A 26,153-nucleotide genomic window follows, 5' to 3' on the forward strand; every position below is an offset into this window, starting at 1 on the left:
ACGGAAGCGCACCCCATGCCCGACCGCATCACCCTCGTCACCGCCCTGCAGGGCGCCGGCTGGCACCCCGCCGCCTGGCGCACCGCCGGTCCCGCGGCGCAGCGCCTCACCAGCCTCCGGCACTGGCGCGACGTCGTCGTGGAGCAGGACCGCCTCGGCGTCGACGCCGTCACGATCGAGGACTCCTTCACCGCCGGTCCGGTGGACGCGGCGGGCGACCTCGACACGAGCACGGTCGTCGGCCGCCTCGACGCCCTCCTCGTCGCGAACGCGGTCGCCCCCGCGACGCGCGCGCTCGGTCTGGTGCCGACCGTCTCGGTGACGCACACCGAACCGTTCCACGTCGCCACGGGCCTCCAGACCCTCGACCACGTCTCGCAGGGGCGAGCCGGGTGGCGGATCCAGGTGAGCCCGACGCCCCGCGAGGCAGCGCTCTTCGGGCGCCGTCCCGGCGGCGACGAGGCGTCCGTCCTCTTCGACGAGGCGCGCGAGGTCGCCGAGGTCGTGTCGCGACTCTGGGACAGCTGGGACGACGACGCGATCATCCGCGACGTGACCACCGGCCGGTTCATCGACCGCGACCGCATCCACAACGCCGAGTTCGCGGGGTCCTTCCTCTCGGTCCACGGCGCGTCGATCGTGCCGCGGTCGCCGCAGGGCCGTCCGCCGGTCTTCTCGCTGGCGCACCGCGCGGACGCGGCCGCGTTCGCGGTGGACGCTGCGGACGTCGTGCTCGTCACGCCCGGGTACGAGGGACGGGAGGCGCGGGACCTGCTGTCGGAGATCCGTCACCTCGAGCAGGAGGCCGGCTCGGACGTCCGTCGTCCGGTCCTCGCCGACCTCGCGGTGCTCATCGGGTCGTCGTCGGCCGCCGCCGCCGACGCGCTGGCCTCGCTCGACACGGCTGCCGGTGCCCCGTACGCGTCGACGTCCGACACGTCCGTGCTGGCGACGACCGTGCCCGAGCTCGTGACGCTCATCGGAGACCTGCGGGACCTCGGGTTCGCCGGTGTCCGGCTCCGCCCGCTGCGCATCCCGCTCGACTCCACGGCGATCGCCCGCGAGCTCGTCCCCGCGCTCGTCACGGCCGGCCTCCGTGCCGACGTGGCCTCGCGTCCCACCGCCGACCTGCGCACGCGGCTCGGCATCGCCCCGGCGGCCAGCCGGTACGCGTCCGCATCCGCCCCCGTGGAGGTCTCAGCATGAGCGCCAAGCGTCAGGTCCACCTCGCCGCCCACTTCCCGGGCGTCAACAACACCACGATCTGGAGCGACGACCGGGCCGAGAGCCAGATCGCGTTCTCGTCGTTCGAGCACTTCGCCCGGAACGCCGAGCGCGGGCTGTTCGACTACCTGTTCCTCGCCGAGGGCCTGCGGCTCCGCGAGCAGAAGGGGCGCATCCACGACCTCGACGTCGTCGGGCGCCCGAACACGCTCGCGGTCCTCGCCGCCCTCGCCGGGGTCACCGAGCACATCGGGCTCGTCGGCACGCTGCAGACCACGTTCAACGAGCCGCTCGAACTCGCGAAGCAGCTGGCGACGCTCGACCACCTCACCGACGGACGCGCCGGCTGGAACGTCGTGACCAGCTCGGACGCGTTCCACGGCGCGAACTTCCGTCGTGGCGGGTTCCTGGACCACGCCGACCGGTACACGCGGGCGGCGGAGTTCATCGAGCTGTCCCGCGAGCTCTGGGACTCGTGGGAGTCCGACGCCGTCGTGGCCTCGGCCGTGTTCGCCGACCGTTCCCGGATCCGCGACGTCGACCACCACGGGCCGCAGTTCGACGTGACCGGGACGTTCCCGGTGCCTCGGAGCCCGCAGGGGCACCCGGTGGTCGTGCAGGCCGGCGACTCCGACGAGGGGCGCGACCTCGCTGCGGCGCACGCCGAGGTGATCTTCTCGCTGCACACCGAGTTCGACGACGCGAAGTCCTACTACGACGACATCACGGCGCGCCTCGAGCGCGTCGGCCGCTCGAAGGACGAGCTGCACATCCTGCCCGCGTCGACGTTCGTCCTCGGAGACACCGCCGCGGACGCCGCCGAGCGGGCCCGGGCGATCCAGCGCGCCCAGGTCAGCCCGGCAACGGCGATCGCATTCCTCGAGCAGGTGTGGAACCGCGACCTGTCCGGGTACGACGTGGACGGCCCGCTGCCCGACGTCGAGCCGGACCTCGAGGGCGCCGCGATCACCCGCGGCCGCGCACGGCACACCCGCGACGTGCCGGCGCTCGTGCGGTCGTGGCGCGACCGCGCCGAGGCCGAGCACCTGTCCATCCGCGAGCTCGTCATCGCGGTGTCGACGCGCGGCGGGTTCGTCGGGACGCCCTCGCACATCGCCGCCGAGATCGACCGGTACGTCCAGGAACGCGCGACGGACGGGTTCGTCGTGGTCCCGCACACCAACCCGTACGGCCTCGACGAGTTCGTCGACACGGTCGTCCCGCTGCTGCAGGAGCGCGGCGTGTACCGGGAGTCCTACACCGAGGGCGCGACGCTCCGCGAGACGCTCGGTCTGCCCGGGACCATCCGGGACCGCCGGGGGGTGCTCGCGTGACGGTGCGCAGCCTGTCGATCCTCGTGCCGGGGAACTTCGCGGACGACGCACCCGTCGACGGCCTCGAGGCCACGCTCGACCTCTTCGCCACGGCGGAGCGGCTCGGCGTCGACGGCGCCTGGGTCCGGCACCGTCACCTCGAGCACGGCATCGGGTCGGCGGCGGTGTTCCTCGCCGCGGCCTCGCAGCGCACGAGCGCGATCGAGCTCGGCGTCGCCGTCGTGCCGATCGGGTGGGAGAGCCCGTTCCGCCTCGCCGAGGACTTCTCGCTCGCCGACGTCCTGTCGCACGGGCGGGTCCAGGTCGGGTTGTCGACGAGCGCCCCGCACGAGGGCATCCTCGGCGACCTGGTGTTCGACGGCGACTGGCGCTCCTTCGACCGCGGCTACGGACGGGTCACCCGCTTCGTCGACAACCTGCGCGGGGACTTCCTCGGCGGGGACGACACCGTGATCCAGAGCCCCGGCAACGTCCAGCGCCCGCGGCTGCAGCCGTACGCACCGGGGCTCGTCGACCGGGTCTGGTACGGCGGGGGATCGCTCCGGTCGGCCGCCTTCGCGGGCAGCGCCGGGCTCAACCTGCTCATCGGCAACCTCACCTCGGGCGAGGGCACGAACGACTACGGCACCGCTCAGCGGAACCAGCTCGCCGCCTACCGCGCCGCGCTCCCGTCCGGCCGGACACCCCGCGTCGCCTGGGGACGATGCGTCGTCCCGACGGACTCGGCCGACCGCGTCTCGCGTGAGCGCTACCGGACCTGGTACGAGTCGCGTCTCGACCGGCAGAGGGCACCGCAGGGTCCCCGGCGCACCCTGTTCTCGGCGGACCTCGTGGGATCGGCCGAGCAGATCGTCGAGCAGCTCGTCCGGGACGCCACGCTCGCCGAGGTCGACGAGTTCCGGGTCGAGCTGCCGTACGAGTTCGCCGGCGACGAGTACGAGCAGATCGTCTCGGACGTCGTGTCGAGGGTCGCGCCGGCCCTCGGGTGGGCACCAGCGCGGACGGTGGTGGCGGCGTGACCCGGTACGTGCTCTCGCGCATCGGGCAGGCGGTGCTCGTGCTCTGGGCGGCGTGGACGATCTCCTTCTTCGTCCTCTACGTCCTGCCGAGCGACCCCGCCCGGATCATGCTCGGTCCGGACGCCACCGACGTGACGCAGGCGCAGCTCGACGCCCTCCGCCACCAGTACGGACTCGACCAGCCCGTGCTCGTGCAGTACCTCCAGCACCTCGGTTCGCTGCTCACGGGCGACCTCGGCCGCTCGATCGGCGTCGGACGACCCGTCACCGAGGTCATCGGCGAGGCCGTCGGTCCCACCGCGCAGATCGCCGTCGTCGGCCTGCTGCTCGCGATCGTGTTCGGCGGCGGGCTCGCGGTCCTCGCCACGTGGACCCGGAACCGCGCCCTCGGGCAGTTCCTGCTGCAACTGCCGCCGGTCGGTGTCGCCGTCCCGGGCTTCTGGTTCGCCCTGCTGCTCGTGCAGTGGTTCTCGTTCGGCCTGCACGTGTTCCCGGCGTTCGGCGGCGAGGGACCGTCGTCGGTCGTCCTCCCCGCGATCACCCTGGCGCTGCCGACCGGCGCGACGATCGCCCAGCTGCTGTCGAAGTCCCTGGTCGCGACGCTCCGTGAGCCGTACGTCGACACCGCGTACGCCAAGGGCGCCGGACGCTGGCGGGTGCAGCTCCGGCACGCGCTGAAGAACGCCGCGCTGCCGGCCCTCACCGTGACCGGCCTCATCGTCGGACAGTTGTTCTCCGGCACCGTCGTCACCGAGACGGTGTTCTCCCGCCCGGGCCTCGGCCGCGTCACCGCGACCGCCGTGCAGGGGCAGGACATCCCCGTGGTCCAGGGCATCGTGCTCGTCGCCGCGGCGATCTTCGTCGTCGCGAACCTCGTCGTCGACCTCGTGTACCCGCTCCTCGACCCGCGTGTCGTCCTGGCCGGGAGCCGCCGGAAGCTCCGGGAGCAGGACGGCCCGACACCGGGCGGCGGCACGGGCGACGCCGCGGGCCCCGGTGCCACCACGGGCACCACCGCCCCGACACCCCAGGGAGTCCCCGCATGACCGAGACCACGCAGCTCGCGATCGGCCGTCCCGCTTCGCTCGTCTCCGACCGCGTCCCCGGCGGCGCGACCGCACTCCGGGGCGTCGTCGCCCGGCCGACCCTCACGCTCGCCGTGCTCTGGCTCGCCCTGGTCGTCCTCGCCGCGCTGCTCCCCGGCGCCCTGACCCACCTCGACCCGCTCGCCGCGGAACCCGCCGTGAAGCTCACCGCGCCCGACGCCGCACACTGGTTCGGCACCGACCAGCTCGGCCGCGACCTGTACGCCCGCGTCGTGCACGGCACGGCGCTCACCCTGCAGGCGGCGATCCTCGCGATCCTCATCGGGCTCGTCGGCGGCTCGGTGGTCGGGCTCCTCGCCGGGTTCGTCGGCGGGGTGGTCGACACCGTGCTCATGCGCATCGCGGACGTCCTGCTCGCCATCCCGAGCCTGCTGCTGTCGCTGACGATCGTCACCGTCCTGGGCTTCGGCACCGTGAACGTCGCGGTGGCGGTCGGCGTCGCGAGCATCGCCACCATCGCCCGGATCATGCGCTCCGAGGTCGTCCGGGTCCGCACCGCCCCGTACGTCGAGGCGGCCACGGCGAACGGGAACCGCTGGTGGCGGGTGCTGCTCGTGCACGTGCTGCCGAACGCGGCCGGCCCGGTGCTCGTCCTCGCCGCGCTCGAGTTCGGCACCGCGATCCTCGCCGTCTCCAGCCTGAGCTTCCTCGGCTACGGCGCCCAGCCGCCGGCACCGGAGTGGGGCTCGCTCGTCTCGACCGGCCGCGACTTCATCGCCACCTCGTGGTGGCTGACGACCATCCCCGGTCTCGTCATCGCGGTCACGGTCCTCGCCGGAAACCGCGTCGCCCGGGCACTCGACACCGAACGGCGGGCCGTCCGATGAGCCTCCTCAGCATCCGTGACCTCACGGTCGCGTACGACCACGGCCGGCACGCGCGGACGGCGCTGCACGGCGTCTCCCTCGACGTCGGTCGCGGCGAGCGCGTCGCGATCGTCGGCGAGTCCGGTTCGGGCAAGTCGACGACGGCGCACGCGGTCCTGCGGCTCCTGCCCGCAGCGGCCGAGCTGACGGGAGGCACGGTGCGGCTCTCCGGGACCGCCGCCGGTTCCGCGGACCTCGACCTGGTCACCGCGTCCGACGCCGAGGTCCGTCGTGTCCGCGGCGTCCGGATCGGCTTCGTCCCGCAGGACCCGACCGTCTCGCTCAACCCCGTCACGCGCATCGGTCGGCAGGTCGCCGAGGTGCTCGAGATCCACGGGATCGCGACCGGGACCGACGCCCGCCAGCGCGCCGTGGAGGAGCTCCGTCGCGCCGGGATCGACCGTCCGGAACTGCGCGCGGAGCAGTACCCGCACGAACTCTCCGGCGGCATGCGGCAGCGGGTGCTCATCGCCATCGCACTGATCGGCGACCCGGAGCTCCTCGTCGCCGACGAGCCCACGAGCGCCCTCGACGTCACCGTGCAGCGGACGATCCTCGACCACCTCGACCGACTCGTCGCCGAGCGGGGGACGAGCGTGCTCTTCATCACGCACGACCTCGGGGTCGCCGCGGACCGGGCGGACCGGATCGTCGTGATGTCCGAGGGGCGGATCGTCGAGCAGGGCACCCCCGCCGAGGTGCTCGGCGCTCCCCGCGAGGCGTACACGCGCGCGCTCATCGCCGCGGCGCCCAGTCTCGACGACGTGACCGTGTCCGTGGGGGCCGACCCGCGCCTCCCGTCCGGCGGTGACGACCCGCTCGTCGTCGCGACGGGCCTGCGGAAGTCCTTCGCCCGCGTGGCCGCCGTCGACGGCGTCGACGTGACCGTCCCGCGCGGCCGCACCCTCGCGCTGGTGGGGGAGTCCGGGTCCGGGAAGTCGACCACGGCGCGCCTCGTGCTCGGTCTCGAGCGCGCCGACGGGGGCACCGTCCGGTTCGACGGCGACGACGTGAGCGCCGCCCGCGGTGCGGCGCTGCGGGCGTACCGGCGACGCGCGCAGATCGTGCAGCAGAACCCGTACGCGGCCCTGCACCCGCGGCTGTCGGTCGGGTCGATCATCGCCGACCCCCTCGCGGCGTTCGGGATCGGCACCCGGCGGTCGCGTGCGGCCCGTACGGCGGAGCTGCTCGACCTCGTGGCACTGCCGGCATCGGCGGCGGGGCGGCGACCGTCGGAGCTGTCGGGCGGCCAGCGGCAGCGCGTCGCCATCGCCCGGGCGCTCGCGCTCGACCCGTCGTTCGTCGTCCTGGACGAACCGGTCTCGGCGCTCGACGTGTCCGTCCAGGCGCAGATCCTCGACCTGCTCGCGTCGCTGCAGGAGACACTCGGCGTCTCGTACCTGTTCATCTCGCACGACCTCGCCGTCGTCCGCCGCATCGCCCACGAGGTGTCCGTCCTCCGGGGCGGGCGCGTGGTCGAGCACGGCGCTGTCGCCGAGGTCCTCCACCACCCGCAGCACGAGTACACCCGTGCCCTGCTCGACGCGATCCCCGGACGATCCCGGCGCGTCGCACCCCTCACCCCCTCCGAAGGAGTCTCATGACCATCCACCGCACCCCGATCCGTCTGGTGGTCGCGATCGCGACCGGCACCGCGGCGGCCCTGGTGATGGCCGGCTGCTCGTCGGGCGGCACCGCGTCGTCGTCCTCGTCGAAGCCCGTCGACGGCGGCTCTCTGACCTACGCGATCGCCAACGACCCGATCACGCTCAACCCGACCGGGACCGGCGCCGGCAACGACACCCTCGCCATCACCCGGCAGCTCGTCGACTCGCTGCTCTGGCAGGACCCGTCGGACGGCTCGCTGAAGCCCTGGCTGGCGACGAAGTACTCGGCGAACGCCGACGCGACCGCGTTCACGTTCGACCTGCGCTCCGGTGTGACGTTCTCCGACGGGTCGGCCTTCGACGCCACCGCCGTGAAGGACACCTTCGACGACATCGCGAAGGCCGGGGCGTCCAGCACCGCCGCCGCGTACTTCTCGGGGTACCGGGAGACGAAGGTCGTCGACGACGACACCGTCGAGGTCGACTTCACGACGCCGAACGCCGCGTTCCCGAACGCCACCGCGTCGGTCGCGCTCGGCATCGTCGCACCGAAGACCACCGAGACGCCGTTCGAGGACCGGGCCGACGGCACGGCCGTCATCGGGACGGGGCCGTTCACGCTGTCGTCGTACACGAAGAACACCTCCACCGTCCTGACGAAGCGCAAGGACTACGACTGGGGCCCGGCCGCGCGGTCGAACACCGGCGCGGCGCACCTGTCGAAGGTGACGTTCCAGGTCGTCCCGGAGGCGAGCGTCCGCACCGGCAGCCTGCAGTCCGGCCAGCTCGACGCGATCAGCAGCGTGCAGCCGAGCGACGTCGACACGCTCGAGTCGCAGTACGAGCTCGTGACCCGTGCCAACCCCGGGCAGGTGTTCGGGCTCACGTTCAACCAGAAGCGCCCGCTCGTGTCCGACCTCGTCGTCCGCAGGGCGATCGCGCAGGCCGTCGACCCGAAGACCGTCCGGGACACGTCCCTGAACGACCTGTTCGAGGTCGCGACGTCGGTGCTCGGCTCGACCACCCCCGGGTACACCGACACCTCCCCGGCGATCTCGTACGACCCGGCCGCGGCCGAGCAGGCGCTCGACGAGGCCGGGTGGAAGACCGGCTCCGACGGCATCCGCGCGAAGGACGGCCAGGAGCTGCGGCTCAAGCTCATCTGGATCACGAACTTCGGGCCGAACCAGACCTCGCTCGAACTCATCCAGCAGGAGCTGCGGAAGGTCGGCGTCGGCCTGACCCTCGAGAGCGGCACCGTCCCGCAGTACCTCGCCAACACCAGTAGCGGGGACTGGGACCTCGCGTGGGACAACAGCTCCCGCGCCGACGGCGACGTCCTCCGCTCGAAGTTCTCGAGCGACGGCGCCCAGTCGATCGGCGCCGCCGACGGCACGCTCGACGCCCTGTTCACGAAGGAGCTCTCGCAGTCGTCCTCCACCGAGCGTGCGGCCACGTTCGCGGCGATCCAGGAACGGATCGCGTCGCAGGTGGACTTCGTCCCCGTGCACGAACTCACCAGCATCATCGCCACCACGAAGGACGTGCACGGCATCGCGTTCGGCGCGGACACCCGCCTCGACCAGCTCACCGGCGCCTGGACGAACGCAGCATGACCGCCGTCCCCCTGTCCGTCCTCGACCTCGTCCCGGTCAGCGCCGGGTCCACCGCCGCGCAGGCGCTGCACCGCACGATCGACCTCGCGCAGCACGCCGAGCGTGCCGGGTACGCCCGGTACTGGCTCGCCGAGCACCACCTCAACCCGGGTGTCGCCGGCAGCGCACCGAACATCGTGATCGGGGCCGTGGCCGCCGCGACCTCGACGATCCGCGTCGGCAGCGCGGCGACACTGGTCGGCAACGTCCGCGGACTGCAGATCGCCGAGGCCTTCGGCACGCTCGCCGCGGTGTACGGGCCGCGGATCGACCTCGGTCTCGGCCGGTCCGGTGCCCCCGCACCCGGTGCCCCGAAGCCGCCGTCGCTCGCCCCGCGCGAGGACGAGGTCGTCGACGGGCTGCTCATCCCGGCACCGTTCGACTTCCGGATCGCCCCGCGCAGCCGGTTCGCGCTGCAGGGCGAGCTGCTCGGTCGCGTGCCGGGCGACGTCGACCGGTTCGAGGGCGAACTCGACCTGATCCGGGCGCTGTTCGACGGGACCTGGTCGCACGACGGCGCGGTCGTCGAGGCGCCGCCCGCCGCCGGCACCCCCGTCGAACTCTGGATCCACGGCTCCACCGGGGGTGCGAGCGCACGGGCGGCCGGCGCGCTCGGCCTGCCCTACGGCGCGAACTACCACACGTCGCCGGGCACGGTCCTGGCGTCGGTCGAGGCGTACCGCGACGCGTTCCGCCCCGGTGTGCTCGACGCGCCGCACGTCATCGTGTCGGCGGACGTCGTCGTCGGCCGGGACACCGACGAGGCGTCCGGACTCGCCCTCGGCTACGGCCAGTGGGTGCACTCGATCCGCTCCGGTGTCGGGGCGATCGAGTACCCGACGCCCGAGTGGGCCCGGGAGCACCCGTTGGACGACGCGGCGGCGGCATCGGTCGCGGACCGCATCGCCACGCGGTTCGTCGGCGATGCCGGCAGGGTCGCGGACCAGCTCGAGACGCTGCGCCGCGCCACCGGGGCGGACGAGCTCCTCGTCACGACGATCACGCACGACCACGACGCGCGGGTGCGCTCCTACGAGCTGCTCGCGGCCGAGTGGGCGCGGCGTGCCGAGCAGGCGGTGCCGGCCGCGGTCTGAGACGTGGCCGGCCGACGGACGGGAGGCGCGGTGCCAGCTGGCACCGCGCCTCCCGTCCGTCGTGTGCGCGCGTCCCGCGCACGGCTGGTCCATTGCCGACTCGGCCCGACGCGACATCGTCGTTGTCGTACGACGTCGACCGTGTCGCTGTCGTGCGTCCGCGGATGCCCGCGTGCGCAACGAGCGACGTGACTGCTGTCGTACGACGTCGACCTTGTCGCACGGCACGGCACGGCACGGCATCGCACCGCACCGCACCGCGCCCCGAGGGCACGCGCGACGACACCCCCGCGGCCAGATCGGCCACGGGGGTGTCGGACAGCGCGTGCCGGATCAGCTGGCGTCGAGCGGCAGGCCCTCCGGATTGAGCTCGGACTGCTTCACAGCCTCGCTCGACAGGTTGTAGGCCGTGAGCCACTTGGCGTACGTGCCGTCGTCGATGAGCTCGTTGATGGCCTCCTGGACCGGCTTCGCGAGCCCGTCGCCCTTCTTGGTGGTCGCCGCGATGAGCCCCTGCAGGTCGGCGCCGGCACCCGAGTACGTGCCCGCGGTCGTCGTCGCCTTCGCCGTCCCCGCGTTCTGCTTGTTCTGGTAGGCGATCGTCGGGTTCGGGCCGAGGTAGCCGTCGACCTTGCCGGACTGCACGGCGAGGAGCTTCGCGTTCGCGTCCGGGTAGTACTTCACCGTGATGGTCTTGCCCTGCTCCGCGAGGTCGGCCTTCCACCCGAGCAGGATCTTCTCCTGGTTCGTGCCGGAGTCGGTGGCGATCGTCTTGCCGGCGAGCACGGACGGATCTCCGTCGAACCGCAGGGAGCTGCCCTCCTTCACCTGCAGCGCGAGGTTGTCCTGGCGGTACGAGGCGAAGTCGTACTTCTCCTTGCGCTGCTCCGTCACGGTGATGTTCGACAGGCCGACGTCGACCGACCCGCCGTCGATGCCGACGAACAGGTTGTCCCACGTGGCGTTCTTCACCTGGGGCTCGAGGCCGAGCTTCGCCGCGACGAGACGGCCGAGGTCGGGCTCGGAGCCGGTCAGCGTCTTCTGGTCGTCGCCGGTGAAGGCGAGGGGCGGGTACCCGGACGGCAGGGCCCCGATGCCGATGACGAGCTTGCCGGACTGCTTGACGTCGGCGGGGAGCTCGTCGTGGAGCTTCGAGTCCTCCTGCACGGAGACCTTCGTCTCGGTCGCGGCGCCGTTCGAGGCGGCGCCGATCGTGACGGTGCCGTCGTCCGAGCCGGTGCCGGCGCTGGCGTTGGCGGCGCAGCCGGCGAGGGCGACGACGACGCCGGCGGCGAGGACGAGGGCGCCGGCGCGGTGCCGCCAGCGGGAGGGGGTGATCGCGGACATGGTTCTCCAGGGGTCGGGTCGGGTCGGAACGGGTGGGGAGTTCAGCGGACGCGGGACAGGAAGTCGCGCGTGCGGGGGTGCTGCGGATCGTCGATGAGCTGTGCGGGCGGGCCCTGCTCGACGATGCGGCCGTGGTCGAGGAAGACGACGTGGTCGGCGACCTCGCGGGCGAAGGCGACTTCGTGCGTGACGATGACGAGCGTCGTACCGGACTCGGCGAGGTCCGTGATCACGCCGAGCACCTCGCCGACCAGTTCCGGGTCGAGCGCCGAGGTCGGTTCGTCCAGCAGGACCACCGAGGGCTCGAGCGCCAGCGCCCGGGCGATCGCCACGCGCTGCTGCTGCCCGCCGGAGAGCTGGCGCGGGCGGGTGGCGCCGCGGTCGCCGAGGCCGACGCGTTCGAGCAGCGTCTGGGCCCGGGCCCTCGCGGTGGCGGCGGGGACACCGGCGGCGATCGGGCCCTCGGCCACGTTCTCGAGCGCGGTGAGGTGCGGGAACAGGTTGAAGTGCTGGAACACGAACCCGATCCGGGAGCGCTGCCGCAGGATCAGGCGCTCGGGCAGCTCCTTGTAGCGGGGGACCCCGTCGCGCCCGGTCCGCACCCGGACGCCGATGGTCTCGCCGCCGACGGTGACGACACCGCGGTCGAGGGGTTCGAGGTGGTTGATCGCCCGCAGCAGCGTGGACTTGCCGGACCCGGACGGGCCGAGGATCACGGTGACGCTCCCGGACGGCAGCGACAGGTCGACGCCGTCGATGACGACGTTGTCGCCGAACGCCTTCACGGCGCCGTGGATGCCGATGGTGGCGCTCATCAGATGGCCTTCCCGTCGTTCTGGCCGGACGCGACCACGCGGTTGGCGGCGAGCACCTGTGCAGCGCGTGCCGACGAGGAGGGGCGATCCGCGCCTCCTGGGCCTCCCCGGCCGCGCCCGGCACCGCGGCGCACCGCGGACCGGAGCCGCTGGAACGGCGTCGGCGGGAGGGCGCGGATCGAGCCGCGCGCCGTCCATCGCTCGACGTAGTACTGGACGATCGACACCGCACTCGTGAGGGCGAGGTACCAGATCGTCGCGACGACGAGCAGCGGGATGATGTCCGTCGGGTACGTGCTCGACAGGTTCTGCACCACGCCGAACAGGTCGAGGAGCGACACGTAGAACAGCAGCGAGGACGCCTTGAGCAGGCCGACGATCTGGTTGACGAAGGCCGGCACGATCGAGCGGAGCGCCTGCGGCAGGATCACCCGCACGAACTGGCGGCGGCGGGGGAGCCCGAGGGCCTGCGCGGCCTCGTGCTGGCCGTGGTCGACGGCGAGCACACCGGCGCGGACGATCTCGGACGCGTAGGCGATCTCGCTGAGGCTCAGCCCGATGACGCCGATCGCCAGGTCGCTGAGGACGTTCGCGGTCGGGACCTCGAACTGCGGTCCGAACGGGACGCCGATGCCGATGGTCGGGTACAGCGACCCGAGGTTGTAGAGGAAGACGAGCACCAGGATGAGCGGCACCGAACGGAACAGCCACACGTAGCCCCAGGCGAGCCCGGACAGCACCGGGTTGCGCGAGAGCCGGCCGATCGCCACGACGATGCCGCCGGCGAAGCTGATCACCGCGCTCAGTGCCGTCGCGACGAGGGTGAGCTGCAGGCCGGTCAGGATCGCCGGGCTGAACAGCCACTTGCCGACCGCCGGCCAGCCCCACTGCTCGTTGGTGAAGAGCGTCTCGACGAAGTTCAGGAGGACCACGAGGACGACCGCCGCGGCGATCCACCGCGGCGGGTGGCGCAGCGGGACGACGGGGCGGCCGAGCGCTGCGCGGCCGGCGGCGTCGATGGTCGCGTCGGTCAGGCTTCCGGTCGGAGTTCCGGCGGGGCTTCCGGTCGGGCGCTCCGTGTCGGTGGTCTGGGTCATGTCGCGACCGTAGGAGGTGCGCCGAGGCGCGACAACGCCGCGCGAAACACATCGGCACGGGAGGGAACCCGGCGTCACACGCGGGGATCGGATGACGCTCTGTGACGCGGGACGGCGGCTATCGTGACCCCCATGACCGCACACCGCGTGACCGCACCGGAGCCCCCGGCCGACGGCAGCAAGCCGAAGGGGCCGGCGTCGTACTTCCCGAGCATCGAGAAGACCTACGGGCGCCCCGTGCAGGAGTGGCTGGACCTCGTCGCGGACCGGCTCGACGGCCAGAAGCACATGGAGGTCGTCGCCTGGCTCAAGACCGAGCACGGCATGGGACACGGGCACGCGAACGCCCTCGTCGGCTACGTGCGGAACGCCCTCGCGAACTGAACCCCCTCGCCGTCGCGGTTGTCGGTGGTGCTGCCTAGCGTGACAGCGTGGCCGAACCCGTCGACGCGTGGTGGCGCCGCCGACAGTGGTCGCGCGGCGTGGCGGTGCCCTACGCCGTGGGGGAGTTCCGTGCCGAGTGGTCCTCGTACCCGGTGCTCGTCCGGCAGTACCACCCGGAGTGGAACCACGGCGTCGTCCTCAGCCAGGTGCCACCAGCTGCCGAGGTCCTGCTGACGTGGGAGTGCGACGTCGGGCACGTGTTCGTCGCGACCCCGGGTGAGCAGCGCTCCCGTCCGGGTCGGGAACGACGCCGGTCGGTCTGGTGCCCCGAGTGCGCCGTCCAGGCCCAACCGCAGCGCTGGCCCGTGCTGCCGTCCGACTGGCCGGCCGCGGTGCCGGTCCCGCAGCGGGTCGTGCGCGTCACCGGTCGGCAGACGCTGCCCGCGGCTCCGGCTCGAGGGACCCCGGCCGGTGCTGTGGCGTCGACGCGGTCCCGCCCTCGTCGCCCGGAGCCCGGTGCACCCCGCCGGCCCCGGCCCCCGGCCGTCCCGCGGTCGATCTGCCCGAAGACGCCGCGGCTGCCCTCGGGGGAGTCGTTCACGAGCGCGTGCGCCCCGGCGACGGCCTCCGCGGTCGAGGCCGAGCTCCGGGCCGCCCTCGCCGAGCGGTTCGCCTTCACGTTCGACCACTCCGCGATCCGCCTCGACCGACCGTTCTTCGACCACGTCGAGGTCTGGCCGGACATCATCCTGCCGGAGCTCCGCGTCGCGATCGAGTACGACTCCACCGGACGTCACGGTCTCGAGCACGTCGGACCCCGGCAGGAGACGGACCGCCGGAAGGACCGTGCCGTGCGCGGTGTCGGGTGGGAGGTCGTCCGCATCCGGACCGGGCGGCTGCAGGCGCTGGGGCCGTACGACCTCGAGGTCTCCGGGATCTCAGGCCGGACGATCGCCCGCCTGGCCGACACGCTGCGCGAGGTCCGCGGCGCCCTCTTCGTCGACGCCTACGCGCGCTGACGCCCGGGCGCCCGGGCGTCGGCGCCACACAACCACAGTGCGCCGGAACCGCGGTTCCCCGCGGCTCGGCGTGACTTGCGTTGTGCGCAGCACCCGCCGGCCGCCGGCGGCGCCGTGTCGAACCACGGAAACGACGTCGAACCGCGTGCGACGGCTGGTGCGACGTCGCTTTCGTGGTTCGACGTGCGCGGGCGCCCGCTGGCGGCGTGCGCTCGCCTGCCGCGCAACCACAGTGCGCCGGAACCGCGGTTCCCCGCGGCTCGGCGTGCCTTGCGTTGTGCGCAGCACCGGCGCGCCGGTGGCGGCGCCGCGTCGAACCACGAAAGCGACGTCGAACCGCGTGCGACGGCTGGTGCGACGTCGCTTTCGTGGTTCGACGTGCGCGGGCGCCCGTTGGCGACGCCCGCTCGCCCGCCGCGCGAAGTGCGCCCGAACCGCGGTTCCCCGTGGTTCGGCGTGCCTTGCGTTGTGCGCAGCACCCGGCGGCCGCCGCCGGCCGCGGCCACCGCGCCGCGCCTCACCCGCGCAGCGCCAGCGCCTCGCTCCGCCACCGGGCGTGCAGCTCCCACGGGTCGCTCACGCCCGCGGCCACGACCCCGACGTGCTCGAGCAACTCCGGCGTCACCCGGAACCACTCCGTACCGGGGTACCGCGACCCGGCGAACTGCGCGTGCCGCCGCCGCTCGAGGGTCCGGTCGCCGCGCTCGAAGCCGAGGAGGTCCTGGTGCGGGATCGCCGCGAGCCGCTGCCGCGGGTTCGCCGTCGTCCCGATCTTGATCCGGTCGCCGAAGTCGTCCCGCATCCGCAGGTAGTACACGACGTCGACCCGCGGGGGAGCGAGGTCCCCGTCCGGCACGTCGCCCCAGCGCCACTCGCACGTCGCACACACCGCACCCGACGGGAAGCGCACGCCGACCCGCGACCCGCACACCGGGCACGGGCCGGGCAGCACGTCCTCGACGCCGACGTGCTCGGCGGCGGCGTCGACCACGAGGGCGACGTGTCCGGCGCACAGCGGCACCGCGGGCACCGCCGACCCGGCGACCGCACCGGCGTCGCAACCGGGCGCGCAGCACGAGAGGGCGACCATGCCGGGAACGCTAGCCCGACCCACCGACGCCAGCCGCGCCTCCAGGCCGGCGCTACTCGGTGAAGATGACGCCGATCGGTTCGCGCTTCTCCTCCTGGAACCGGTCCTCGGCGCGCCCGAGCGCCCAGTACGCGGACAGCGACATCTCGGACTTCTCGAGTCCCCAGTCGTCCTGCAGCAGTCGACGGATCGCCTTCATCGCGGTCCGCTCGCCGTGCGCGAACACCTGCACCGGCCTGGAGGCGCGCTCGAGCGAGCGAGCCGCCTCCAGCAGCAGCGTGCCCGGCTCGGCGCCGGTGGCGTCGCGGTGCAGCCACCGCAGGTCGACCCCGGCCGGGTGCGCGACGTCCTGCTCGTCGACCGGACCCGCCACCTCGACGAGGGCGACGCCCGTGGCGGTGTCGGCCATGCCCTCGAGGGCGGCGGAGATCGCGGGGAGCGCGCTGTCGTCGCCGAGCAGCACGTGGGTGACGGCGGGGTCGGTGGACGGGGTGTACCCGCCGCCGGGACCCGAGAGGGCGAGGAGGTCGCCGGGCTGCGCCGAGGCCGCCCAGGGACCCGCGAGGCCGTCGTCGCCGTGCACGACGAAGTCGACGGCGATGGCCTTCGCCTCGTGGTCGACGGCGCGCACGGTGTAGGTGCGGCGCGCCGGCCGGTCGTGCTTCGGGAGCGACTCGCGCAGCGACTCGAGGTCGTACGGCGGCGTGAGCCCGAGCGACGGCTTCGCGAGCAGGAGCTTGACGTACTTGTCCGTGGTGGCGAGCCGCTCCGGGTCCGCCGCCGCGACGAACTCGTCGAAGGCGGGACCGCCGAGGTGGACGCGGACCATGTGCGGCGAGAGACGCTCCGTGCGGTCGACGACGAAGACGTGCTGGGGGCGTTTGGGTTTCGAGCTCATCGGTGCGAGCTTCCTCTCTCGACTTCTGGGTGCGCTGTGCTTGACGTACCGCTCAGTAAGGTTAGCCTTACCTCCATGGACACCGTCATCCCGTTCTCCGAGCTGCTGCGCCGGCGCACGCGTCGCTCGCAGGGGTCGGGTGGCGACGGGTTCATGCAGGACCTGCTCGCCGGCCGGTGCGACGTCGGCGAGTACGCGGCCCTGCTCGGACAGTACGCGTTCGTGTACGACGCCCTCGAGCGCGCGGCCGAGCGGATGGCGGAGCACCCCGTGGCTGCCCCCTTCGTCACGTCGCAGTTGACGCGGATGCCGGCGATCCGGGCGGACCTCGAGTACCTCATCGGACCGGACTGGTCCGAGCTCGTGTGCCCGCTGCCCGAGACCACCGCGTACGTCCGACGACTGAACGAGGTCGCGGCGACGTGGCCCGGCGGGTTCGTCGCCCACCACTACACGCGGTCCCTCGGCGACCTGTCCGGCGGGCGACTCATCGGGCGGCTGCTCGCGGAGCAGTTCGGCTTCGAGACGAACGGCGTCCTGTTCTACATCTTCGACCAGGTCGCCGACCCGAGCGCGTTCGAGCAGACCTACCGGGCGCAGCTCGACGCGGCTCCGTGGTCGGCCGAGGAACGCGAACGCGTGATCGCCGAGGTCGAGCTGGCGCACCGGCTCGACAGCGGGCTGCTCGCGGGGCTCGACGCGACGCGGGGGCCGGTGCTCGGCCGTCCCGGGGCGTGGTCCGACGACGACGGGCCGCAGGGCGCGGGCGACGACGTGGCCGTGATCGCGTGACCGAGCCGAGTTGACCCGAGCGGCCACGTGCCGCCCACCAGACCCGCCGGGATCGCGGAGCGCGTCGCTTCGCAGGGGTGCTTCCGCCACGCGCCGCGATCCCGGCGCTCCCTCGCCGGCGCCCGCGCCCGCGCCGCGCCGTCCGCCGCGGGCGCTTCGTGAGCAGAAACTGTCGGGTGCGGGCAGCCCACGCGACCATTTCTGCTCACGAAGCGCCGCCCGCCGCCCCCCGCCTCAGTGCCGCATGCGGCGCGCGAGCTTCTGGATCGGGCCGGTCTTCGGCGCGCGCTCCGCGGGTTCGACGACCTCCTGCTGGTAGAAGTCCGCGAGGTTCGCCATCAGCGCCCGACGCTCCGCCCGCGCGTACGCCCGACGCTCCCGCGTGAAGGCGATCACGGTCGACCAGCACATCAGCACCATCACGACGCTGAACGGGAGCGCCGTCGTGATCGCCGCGGTCTTCAGCGCGTTCAGCCCGCCCGCGAGCAGGAGCGCCACCGCGACGAGGGCCGTGACCCCGGCGAAGAACACCCGGATCCAGTTCTTCGGCTCGATCTGCCCGCCGGTCGCGATCATGCCCATCACGAGCGCACCCGAGTCCGCCGAGGTCACGAAGAACACCCCGATGAGGATGATCGCCCCGATCACGAGCACCGATCCGGCAGGCATCCCGCCGAGCAGCTGGAACAGGACCTGCTCGACGGACACGCTGCCGTCCGCCCCGACGAGGTCGCCGGCGCCGTGCAGCTGGTCGTACAGCGCGGTCCCGCCCATGATCGCGAACCAGAGGAAGGTCAGCAGCGTCGGGACGAACAGCACGCCGAGCACGAACTGCCGGACGGTCCGTCCGCGGGAGATCCGCGCGATGAAGATGCCGACGAACGGCGCCCACGACATCCACCAGCCCCAGTAGAACGTCGTCCACGCGCCCTGCCACTCCTGCCCGGCCCGACCCGCGAAGGCGCTCGTGTCGAACGCCAGCCCGACGAACCCCTGCACGTACTGCCCGATCGACTGCACGAACTCGCCGAGCAGGAACTGCGTCGGCCCGACGAACAGGACGAAGACGAGCAGCACGGCCGCCAGCACGAGGTTGATGTTCGACAGGATCTTCATGCCCTTGCCGACGCCGCTCAGCAGCGACCCGACGGCGATCAGCGTGACGACGACGATCAACCCGATCTGCAGGCCCCGGGTGTTCTCCGCCGCCCCGGTGTACTCGAGCCCCGACCCGATCTGCAGCACGCCGAGCCCGAGCGACGTCGCGACGCCGAACAGCGTGCCGATCAGCGCGAGGACGTCGATGAGGTTGCCCCACCCGCCCACCACGCGCTTGCCCAGCAGCGGCTCGAGCGCCCAGCGGATCGACACCGGTCGCGACCGCCGGTGGATCGCGTACGCCAGGGCGAGCCCGACCACGACGTAGATCGCCCACGCGTGCAGACCCCAGTGCAGGAACGTCTGCGTGAGCGCCTGCTGTGCGAGGGCGTCGTCGTCGCCCGTCACCCCCGGCCGTGGTGCGGCGAAGTGGCTGAGCGGCTCGGCGACGCCGTAGAACACGAGCCCGATGCCCATGCCCGCGGCGAACAGCAGCGAGAGCCACGAGAGCGTCGAGAACTCGGGCGCCTCGTCGTCCTGGCCGAGCACGATGTCGCCGAACCGGCTGAAGCCGATCCAGATCGCGAAGACGACGAACGCGGCCGCGGCGATCACGTAGTACCAGCCGAAGTCCCGCACGATCCACCCCTGGACGGCCGAGAAGACGTCCTCGGTGGCCCGCGGCGCGGCGAGCGCGACGGCGACGAACGCGAGCACGATCCCCGCGGCCGGCCAGAAGACCCAGCGCTCGACGGGCGGCTTCCGGACCGCCGTGTCGGCCGGCGGGCCAGGAGGCGCGGATCCCGTCCCCACGTCGTCCTGCGCCCGCACCGTGGCGGGTTCGTGGTCTGCCGGCTCGGCCGTCTCGTCCATGGCGTCCCTCCACCCACGGATGCGGGAGCATCCCTGGCCGGATTCTACGAACGCTCGCCGTGGTCCGTCCGGGTGCGATGCTCACGAAGCGAGGCCGCGCACCCGCCCGCCGCGGTCCGTCCGGACGGTTGTCGTCACCGGTCCCGACGGGCCGATACGCTGCTGGGATACCGGGACGACCTTCCCGGCCGAGACCCGGAGAGGACCACATGACGATCGACGGTCAGACCCGCCACGGACGCGCGCGGGACGACGTCAGTGGCGCGGTCGACAGCGACCTGCGCTCCGACGTGCGGTACCTCGGCAAGTTGCTCGGACGCGTCCTGCGAGAGACCGGCGGCGAGGACCTCCTGCACGACGTGGAGAGCCTCCGTGCCGCGGTCATCGACGCGTACGAGGGCGGCGAGGCCGAGGGCGCCGCGCGTGCCGAGGCCATCGTCGCGGAGCTGTCCGCCGAGCGGGCCGAGGCCGTGGCCCAGGCGTTCACCACGTACTTCCACCTCACGAACCTCGCCGAGGAGCACCACCGCGTCCGCGTGCTCCGGCACCGCGGCGACGACGGCGGACTCGCGGGGGACTCCTTCCCGGCGACCTACGCCTCGCTCGTCGAGCAGGTCGGCGACGAGGCCGCTGCGGCCCGGCTGCGCGAACTCCGGTTCCACCCGGTCCTCACGGCGCACCCGACCGAGGCCCGCCGACGCGCGGTGACCACGGCCGTGCGGCGCATCACCGACCTCATCGACGAGCGCGACCGGACGACGAACGCCACGGGGCTCGCCGAGAACGAGCGCCGGCTGCTCGAGGAGATCACGACCCTCCTGCGCACCTCGCCGCTCCGCACGACCCGCCCGACCCCGCTCGACGAGGTCCGCACGGCGATGAGCGTGTTCGACCAGACGCTGTTCGAGATCGTCCCGCAGGTCTACCGCCTGCTCGACGACCGGCTGCTCGGCGACGACGCCGGCCGCGTGCCGGTCACCGCACCGGCCTTCGTGCGCTTCGGCACCTGGATCGGCGGCGACCGCGACGGCAACCCGCACGTGACCGCGGACGTCACCCGCCAGGCGGCGGAGATCGCGGCCGAGCACATCCTGCTCGGGCTCTCCCGTGCCGCCACCCGCATCGGCAGCACCCTGACCCTCGACGCGAGCGAGACCCCGGCGGACGCTGGTCTCACCGCGCTCGTCGCCGCGCAGGAGTCCCTCGACCCCGGAATCGCCGAGCGCATCGGGGTCCGTGCACCGAACGAGACGCACCGTCGAGCGCTGCTGTTCGTCGCCGCCCGCATCGACGCCACACGCCGGGGCGAGGCCGAGCTCGCCTACCCCGGGCCGGACGCGCTCCTGGCCGACCTCCGCACCATCCAGACCTCGCTCGTCGCGGCCGGGGCCACCCGTCCCGCGAACGGCGAGCTGCAGAACCTCGTCTGGCAGGTCGAGACCTTCGGGTTCCACCTCGCCGAGCTCGAGGTCCGGCAGCACTCGCAGGTGCACCGGAACGCCCTCGCCGAGATCCGCGCCGGTGGAGAGCTGAGCGAGACCACGGAAGAGGTCCTCGCCGTCTTCCGCACGATCGCCGCGCTGCAGGCCCGGTACGGCGTCCGCGCCGCCAGTCGTTACATCGTGTCGTTCACGCAGTCGGCAGCCGACCTCGCGAACGTCCACGAGCTCGCGGTCGCCGCACTCGGGTCACCCGAGGCCGCCCCGGTGCTCGACGTCATCCCGCTGTTCGAGACCTTCGCGGACCTGCACGCCAGTGTCGACATCCTCGACGAGGCCGTCCGCACCGAGCCGTTCCAGCGTCGCCTCGCAGCGACCGGTCGCCGCCTCGAGGTCATGCTCGGCTACTCCGACTCCTCGAAGGACGTCGGTCCGGTGTCGGCGAACCTCGCGCTCTACGACGCACAGGCCCGGATCGCCGACTGGGCGAAGCACAACGACGTCGAGCTCACGCTGTTCCACGGCCGCGGCGGCTCGCTCGGCCGCGGTGGTGGCCCGGCGAACGAGGCCGTCCTGGCGCAGCCCCGCGGTTCCATCGACGGACGCCTCAAGCTCACCGAGCAGGGCGAGGTCATCTTCGCCCAGTACGGCGACAAGGACATCGCCGCGCGGCACCTCGAGCAGATGGCCTCGGCCACGCTGTTCGCGTCCTCGCCGTCGAACGAGGACCGCACGGCCGTCGCCGCCACGCGCTTCGCCGACCTCGCGCAGCAGCTCGACGACGTCTCGCGCGAGGCGTTCTACGGCCTCGTGAAGGCGGACGGCTTCGCGCCGTGGTTCGCGCGCGTGACCCCGATGGAGGAGATCGGTCTGCTCCCGCTCGGCTCCCGTCCGGCCCGCCGCGGTCTGAGCGTCGAGTCGCTCGAGGACCTCCGGGCGATCCCGTGGGTGTTCTCGTGGACGCAGGCGCGCATCAACCTCGCCGGGTGGTACGGCCTCGGTTCCGCGCTCGAGGCCGTCGGCGACGTGGAGCTCCTCCGCACCGCGTACGCCGAGTGGCCCCTCTTCGGCGCGATGATCAAGAACGTCGAGATGTCGCTCGCGAAGACCGACGAGCACATCGCCCGCCGGTACCTCGAGCTCGCGGACCGCGACGACCTCGCCGCGAAGGTCCTCGACGAGATGCTCCGCACGCGCGAGTGGGTGCTGCGCGTCTCGGGCGGGAGCGACGTCCTCGAGGACCGTCCCGTCCTCGCACGCGCCGTGCGGCTCCGCAGCCCGTACGTCGACGCGCTCTCGCACCTGCAGCTCCGGGCGCTCCGCGCGATCCGCACCTCGGGCAGCACGGACCCGACGGACGGTGACCACCGGCTGCTCCTCCTCACCGTGAACGGCATCGCGGCCGGCCTGCAGAACACGGGCTGATCCACGCGGACCGGCCGTCGGTCGTCGACGCGACCGCCTCGGGCCCAGGAGGCGCGGTGCCAGCTGGCACCGTCCCTCCAAGCACGGCCGTCGTCCCGCTGGCGCGGTGCGCCGGTACCGGCTGGTGGGGCCCGCCTCCTGGCCGTCTCGGTGTCGGCAGCGCGACACCACCGCCCTTGTCGAATCGATTCGGGGGCGCGTAGCGTGGCCGACGTGACGACGGAGCGCACAGGACCGACCAGCCGGACGACCGCCCTCCCACCGATCCTGCCGCTCGCCCTGATCGTCGGCGTCTCGCCGTTCGCGACCGACATGTACATCCCGGCCCTGCCGGCGATCGCGCACGACCTCGGCACGACGCCCGGTGCCGTGCAGCTGTCCCTGACGGCGTTCCTCGTCGCGTTCGCCGTCGGGCAGCTGCTCGCCGGACCGGTGAGCGACGGCATCGGGCGGCGTCCGCTGATGCTCGTCGGCACGGCGGTCTTCGCCGTCGCCTCCGTCGGGTGCGCGCTCGCGCCGGACGTCGTGACGCTCGTCGTGGCGCGGGTGTTCCAGGGGCTGGCGGGTGCTGCCGGGGCGGTCGCCGGGCGGGCGATGGTCTCGGACGTGGTCGACGGGCCACGGATGGCGAAGGTGTTCGGGACCCTCGCGGCGATCAACGCGATCGGCCCCGTCGTCGCCCCGCTGGCCGGGGGAGCGGTGCTGACGATCGGCACCTGGCGACTCATGTTCGTCGTCCTCGCGGTGCTCGGTGCGGCGTTCTTCGTCGCCGTGGTCGTCCGGTTCCACGAGACCCTGCCGCGGGCGTTCCGCGGCGGGGTGGGCCTCGGTGCGAACTGGGGACGCATCCGCGAGCTCATGGGCATCCCGAGGTTCCGTGCGTACGTGCTGACCGGGGTGCTCTCGACCATCGGCTTCTTCGCGTACATCGCCACGAGCTCGTTCGTGTTCCAGACCGGTTTCGGGTTCTCCGAGGGGATGTACACCCTCGTGTTCGCCACGAACGCCTCGATGATGATCGTCACGACGCTCGTGTTCCGCCGCGTGGTCGGTCGGTTCTCGGAGGACGCGCTGCTGTCGTTCGGCCTGGCGCTCGGGACCCTCGGCGCGACGGGCGTCCTCGTGTCCGCGCTGCTCGGGGCCGGCGCGGTGCCGGTCTGGGTCTCGCTCGCCGTCGTGACCGCGGCGTGGGGGTTCGTCCTGCCGGCGGCGATGACCCGAACGCAGCACGTCGGTGCCGCGCACCCGGGGACCGCCGCAGCACTGCAGGGCGGGCTGACGTTCGGGCTCGGCGGCCTCGGCACGCCGCTCGCGGGAGCGCTCGGCGGGACGGCGGTCGCGATGGGGTCGGTGATGGCGGTGCTCATGGCGGCCGCCGTGGTCGTGCAGCTGCTGGCGACGCGACGGACCGGACGCGCCTCGACGAGTTCGTGACCCGGACCCGGTAGGTTGCAGGGTGCACCCCGCACCGATCCCAGGAGGCACCGACATGGACATCGTCGTACACGAAGCGGACGCCGGCGCCGCCGTGCTCGAGTGCAGCGGCCGACTCAACATGGTGTCGGCCCCGACGTTCCGCGAGACCGTCGCGAAGGTCGTCGGCGACGGGCGACCCCGCGTGGTCGTCGAGTTGTCCGGGGTGGAGTTCATGGACTCCTCCGGTCTCGGCGCGCTCGTCGGGTCGCTCAAGGCCGCGCGACAGGCCGGCGGAGACCTCCGCATCGCGGCGCCGTCCGACCAGGTCGAGATGGTGCTGAAGCTCTCCAACATGGACAAGATCCTCCGCACGTACCCGGACGGGGACGCCGCGGTGACCGACTGGGCATGAACGCCGCCGTGGGTGGGCACAGCCTCGACCTGGCGTGCCCGCCGGACGACGTCACGGCGGTGCACACGTTCCTCGCGACGGTGTGGGACACCGAGCCCACCGTCTCGGCCGAGGACCGGATGGCCCTCGAGCTCGCGCTGGTCGAACTCACCTCGAACGTGATCGAGCACGGCGCGGCCGGTCGCGGCGTCTCGTGCTCGCTCCACCTCGACGTCGGCTCCGACGCGGTCGAGGCGCAGCTGACCGACGACGGTGTGCCGGTGCCGGTCGACCCGTCCGCCGCGCAGCTCCCCGACGCGCTGGCCGAGAGCGGGCGAGGGCTGGCGCTCGTCCAGATGGTGGTCGACGACCTGCGCTACGAACGGGTCGCGGACCGGAACCTGTGGACGGTCCGGCGCGGGCGCCACTGAGAGCCGCTCGTGTCTGACGGAACGGTTCGTCCGCTTCGCGCAGCCCGTGGGCCGGTATCCGCAATGCGTGCGCATACATCCCGTGGGTTCCGTGCCGCCGTGTCACGATCCAGTCGATGAACGTCGAGCCCGACCCCAGGATCAGCTTCGAGACGTCCGGGGCCGACCTCGAGGCGGCGATCCAGATGTACGAGGACGCTTACGCGAGCGTGGGCTTCCAAGCGGAGCGCACGGAACGCCCGTTCAGCTACCGCTTCCGGGTCACGGGTGACGAGACGATGTCCTTCCGCTCCACGCGGTTCGACGCCCGGATGCAGGGCGAGCTCGAGTCCGGTGACGAGTACGTCGTGATGTGGCTCGCCGACGGTGGGGGCACCGTCGACGTCGGGCGGCAGGAGGTCGCCTTCACGCCCGGCACGCCGATGATGTTCCCGACCGGTCGACCGTTCGCCTTCGACCTGCAGGACCTCCGGCAGAGCCTGGTGCAGTTCGATCGCACGTTCCTCGAGGGCGTGGCGGCCGAGGAGCACGGGACGCAGCCGGCCCCACTCGTGTTCGACCACACCCAGCCGCCGCGGCGCGAGGACCTCCGCGGGTGGAACGCCCAGGTCCGCCGGGCCGCCGAGACCGTGCTCGGTGAGGCACCGGTGTCACGGCTGGTCCTCGCGGAGACCGCCCGGGACACCGCCCTCGCGCTCCTCCGCACCTTCCCGCACACCGTGCTCGCGCCGGACATCACCCTGCCGCAGGGCGCCACCGGCCGGGTCCGCGAGGCCGTCGAGTACATGCACGCGTTCGCCCACACACCGATCAGCACGACCGACGTGGCCGAGCACGTCGGGCTCAGCGTGCGCGGGCTCCAGCAGGCGTTCCAGCGGCAGGTCGGTACGGCGCCCAACGCGATGCTGCGGGGCATCCGGCTCGACCGCGTCCGCGAGGAACTCCGCCGCTCGTCGCCCGGTGACGTCACGGTCGCCGCGATCGCCGTGCGGTGGGGCTTCGCCCACCTCGGCCGGTTCTCCGGGGCGTACGCCTCGCGCTTCGGCGAGTACCCGCGCGACACGCTGCACGCCTGATCCGACCCCCACTACGCTTCGAGGGTGCGCAGACCTCGACCGTGGGTGATCGTCCCCGGGATCTGGAACTCCGACCCCGACCACTGGCAGTCGCTGTGGCAGGACGACCGGTTGGCCGACGACCCGGGCGCGGTCGTCCGGATCGCGCCGGCGTCGTGGAGCGAGCCCGACCCGGACGACTGGTCCCGCGCGATCACCAGCGCCGTGGCCGCCGTCGACGAACCGCCGGTGCTCATCGCGCACAGCCTGGGCGTCCTCGCCGTCGCCGCGTGGCTCGGGCAGCGCGGACACGCCGAGGTCGCGGGTGCCTTCCTCGTGGCGCCGCCGGACCCCCTCGCGCCGGGGTTCCCCGCCGCAGCGGCCGGGTTCGTCGAGCCGGTGGCCCAGGCGGCCCCTGCGGTCCCGACGCGTCTGGTGGTCAGCGACGACGACCCGTACTGCACGCTCGACCGGGCCCTGGCGTTCGCGGACGTCCTCGGTGCCGGAGCCGTCCGGGTCGGCGCGCTCGGCCACGTGAACGTCGCCAGTGGTCTCGGTGCCTGGTCGGCCGGCCGTGCACTCGTGGACGACCTCGAGCGCACGCTCTGACCCCGCCCGCGACACGCCGTTCACCTTCGAGGCGATATGGCAGGGACTCCGGCGACACACCGGGGATGT

23 protein-coding genes are annotated in these 26,153 nt (G+C 73.0%); 17 read left to right on the plus strand and 6 right to left on the minus strand.

Annotation, left to right across the window (positions count from 1 at the left end):
- Nucleotides 1–15: 15 nt before the first annotated feature.
- Genes QE359_RS12280 through QE359_RS12315 form a run of 8 tightly spaced genes read left to right on the plus strand, consistent with a single transcriptional unit; the run spans nucleotide 16 to nucleotide 9,905 of the window.
- Nucleotides 16–1,206 (plus strand): LLM class flavin-dependent oxidoreductase, encoded by a 1,191-nt coding sequence (locus tag QE359_RS12280; protein WP_309779409.1) that lies wholly within the window; start codon nucleotides 16–18, stop codon nucleotides 1,204–1,206.
- A complete protein-coding gene (locus QE359_RS12285) occupies nucleotides 1,203–2,558 on the plus strand; it encodes an NtaA/DmoA family FMN-dependent monooxygenase (RefSeq protein WP_309779412.1) in 1,356 nt (451 codons plus the stop codon). The genes QE359_RS12280 and QE359_RS12285 overlap by 4 nt, the downstream gene beginning before the upstream one ends.
- Nucleotides 2,555–3,577, plus strand: coding sequence for an LLM class flavin-dependent oxidoreductase (locus QE359_RS12290; protein WP_309779413.1), 1,023 nt, complete (start codon nucleotides 2,555–2,557; stop codon nucleotides 3,575–3,577). Before QE359_RS12285 ends, QE359_RS12290 begins: the two co-directional genes overlap by 4 nt.
- Nucleotides 3,574–4,623 (plus strand): ABC transporter permease, encoded by a 1,050-nt coding sequence (locus tag QE359_RS12295; RefSeq protein WP_309779414.1) that lies wholly within the window; start codon nucleotides 3,574–3,576, stop codon nucleotides 4,621–4,623. Before QE359_RS12290 ends, QE359_RS12295 begins: the two co-directional genes overlap by 4 nt.
- Nucleotides 4,620–5,510, plus strand: a complete 891-nt coding sequence (locus QE359_RS12300; RefSeq protein WP_309779415.1) for an ABC transporter permease — start codon at nucleotides 4,620–4,622, stop codon at nucleotides 5,508–5,510. Before QE359_RS12295 ends, QE359_RS12300 begins: the two co-directional genes overlap by 4 nt.
- A complete protein-coding gene (locus QE359_RS12305) occupies nucleotides 5,507–7,153 on the plus strand; it encodes an ABC transporter ATP-binding protein (protein ID WP_309779416.1) in 1,647 nt (548 codons plus the stop codon). Before QE359_RS12300 ends, QE359_RS12305 begins: the two co-directional genes overlap by 4 nt.
- On the plus strand, nucleotides 7,150–8,772 hold the full coding sequence (locus tag QE359_RS12310) for an ABC transporter substrate-binding protein (RefSeq protein ID WP_309779417.1): 1,623 nt from the start codon (nucleotides 7,150–7,152) through the stop codon (nucleotides 8,770–8,772). The genes QE359_RS12305 and QE359_RS12310 overlap by 4 nt, the downstream gene beginning before the upstream one ends.
- On the plus strand, nucleotides 8,769–9,905 hold the full coding sequence (locus tag QE359_RS12315; protein ID WP_309779418.1) for an LLM class flavin-dependent oxidoreductase: 1,137 nt from the start codon (nucleotides 8,769–8,771) through the stop codon (nucleotides 9,903–9,905). Before QE359_RS12310 ends, QE359_RS12315 begins: the two co-directional genes overlap by 4 nt.
- A gap of 333 nt (nucleotides 9,906–10,238) precedes the next feature.
- On the opposite strand, the gene QE359_RS12320 is transcribed toward QE359_RS12315, so the two are convergent.
- Genes QE359_RS12320 through QE359_RS12330 form a run of 3 tightly spaced genes read right to left on the minus strand, consistent with a single transcriptional unit; the run spans nucleotide 10,239 to nucleotide 13,164 of the window.
- On the minus strand, nucleotides 10,239–11,252 hold the full coding sequence (locus tag QE359_RS12320; RefSeq protein ID WP_309779419.1) for a transporter substrate-binding domain-containing protein: 1,014 nt from the start codon (nucleotides 11,250–11,252) through the stop codon (nucleotides 10,239–10,241).
- Between the two features lie 41 nt (nucleotides 11,253–11,293).
- Nucleotides 11,294–12,067: an amino acid ABC transporter ATP-binding protein gene (locus tag QE359_RS12325; RefSeq protein WP_309779420.1), complete on the minus strand. Its 774-nt coding sequence runs from the start codon at nucleotides 12,065–12,067 to the stop codon at nucleotides 11,294–11,296.
- Nucleotides 12,067–13,164 (minus strand): amino acid ABC transporter permease, encoded by a 1,098-nt coding sequence (locus QE359_RS12330; protein WP_309779421.1) that lies wholly within the window; start codon nucleotides 13,162–13,164, stop codon nucleotides 12,067–12,069. The genes QE359_RS12325 and QE359_RS12330 overlap by 1 nt, the downstream gene beginning before the upstream one ends.
- Nucleotides 13,165–13,296: 132 nt before the next feature.
- On the opposite strand from QE359_RS12330, the gene QE359_RS12335 reads away from it, so the two are divergent.
- Together QE359_RS12335 and QE359_RS12340 are read left to right on the plus strand one after the other, a co-directional pair.
- Nucleotides 13,297–13,548, plus strand: a complete 252-nt coding sequence (locus QE359_RS12335; protein WP_309779422.1) for a DUF4287 domain-containing protein — start codon at nucleotides 13,297–13,299, stop codon at nucleotides 13,546–13,548.
- Between the two features lie 47 nt (nucleotides 13,549–13,595).
- Nucleotides 13,596–14,567, plus strand: coding sequence for a hypothetical protein (locus QE359_RS12340; protein ID WP_309779423.1), 972 nt, complete (start codon nucleotides 13,596–13,598; stop codon nucleotides 14,565–14,567).
- Between the two features lie 517 nt (nucleotides 14,568–15,084).
- Here the strand turns inward: QE359_RS12340 and QE359_RS12345 are convergent.
- Entirely contained in the window at nucleotides 15,085–15,657 is a 573-nt protein-coding gene (locus QE359_RS12345) for a GIY-YIG nuclease family protein (RefSeq protein ID WP_309779424.1), read from the minus strand.
- 52 nt (nucleotides 15,658–15,709) lie between these two features.
- Nucleotides 15,710–16,555, minus strand: coding sequence for a siderophore-interacting protein (locus QE359_RS12350; RefSeq protein ID WP_309779425.1), 846 nt, complete (start codon nucleotides 16,553–16,555; stop codon nucleotides 15,710–15,712).
- A 75-nt stretch (nucleotides 16,556–16,630) separates the two neighbouring features.
- Here QE359_RS12350 and QE359_RS12355 point away from each other — a divergent pair, with 75 nt between their 5' ends.
- Nucleotides 16,631–17,347, plus strand: coding sequence for a biliverdin-producing heme oxygenase (locus QE359_RS12355; protein ID WP_309779426.1), 717 nt, complete (start codon nucleotides 16,631–16,633; stop codon nucleotides 17,345–17,347).
- A 234-nt stretch (nucleotides 17,348–17,581) separates the two neighbouring features.
- Here QE359_RS12355 and QE359_RS12360 read toward each other — a convergent pair whose 3' ends face one another.
- Entirely contained in the window at nucleotides 17,582–19,318 is a 1,737-nt protein-coding gene (locus QE359_RS12360; protein ID WP_309779427.1) for a BCCT family transporter, read from the minus strand.
- Nucleotides 19,319–19,527: 209 nt separating this feature from the next.
- Here QE359_RS12360 and QE359_RS12365 point away from each other — a divergent pair, with 209 nt between their 5' ends.
- From QE359_RS12365 to QE359_RS12390, 6 genes are all read left to right on the plus strand, one after another.
- A complete protein-coding gene (locus tag QE359_RS12365; RefSeq protein ID WP_309779428.1) occupies nucleotides 19,528–22,182 on the plus strand; it encodes a phosphoenolpyruvate carboxylase in 2,655 nt (884 codons plus the stop codon).
- Nucleotides 22,183–22,395: 213 nt separating this feature from the next.
- The gene (locus tag QE359_RS12370) at nucleotides 22,396–23,616 is read left to right on the plus strand and encodes a multidrug effflux MFS transporter (RefSeq protein WP_309779429.1); all 1,221 of its coding nucleotides are present in this window, start codon (nucleotides 22,396–22,398) and stop codon (nucleotides 23,614–23,616) included.
- A 55-nt stretch (nucleotides 23,617–23,671) separates the two neighbouring features.
- Nucleotides 23,672–24,010, plus strand: coding sequence for an STAS domain-containing protein (locus QE359_RS12375; protein WP_070418772.1), 339 nt, complete (start codon nucleotides 23,672–23,674; stop codon nucleotides 24,008–24,010).
- On the plus strand, nucleotides 24,007–24,420 hold the full coding sequence (locus tag QE359_RS12380; protein WP_309779430.1) for an ATP-binding protein: 414 nt from the start codon (nucleotides 24,007–24,009) through the stop codon (nucleotides 24,418–24,420). Before QE359_RS12375 ends, QE359_RS12380 begins: the two co-directional genes overlap by 4 nt.
- A 116-nt stretch (nucleotides 24,421–24,536) precedes the next feature.
- A complete protein-coding gene (locus tag QE359_RS12385) occupies nucleotides 24,537–25,496 on the plus strand; it encodes an AraC family transcriptional regulator (protein ID WP_309779431.1) in 960 nt (319 codons plus the stop codon).
- Nucleotides 25,497–25,520: 24 nt separating this feature from the next.
- Nucleotides 25,521–26,084, plus strand: coding sequence for an alpha/beta hydrolase (locus QE359_RS12390; protein WP_309779432.1), 564 nt, complete (start codon nucleotides 25,521–25,523; stop codon nucleotides 26,082–26,084).
- The last annotated feature ends 69 nt before the right edge of the window (nucleotides 26,085–26,153 follow it).

Source organism: Curtobacterium sp. SORGH_AS_0776, assembly GCF_031453355.1.
Taxonomy (GTDB): Bacteria; Actinomycetota; Actinomycetes; order Actinomycetales; family Microbacteriaceae; genus Curtobacterium.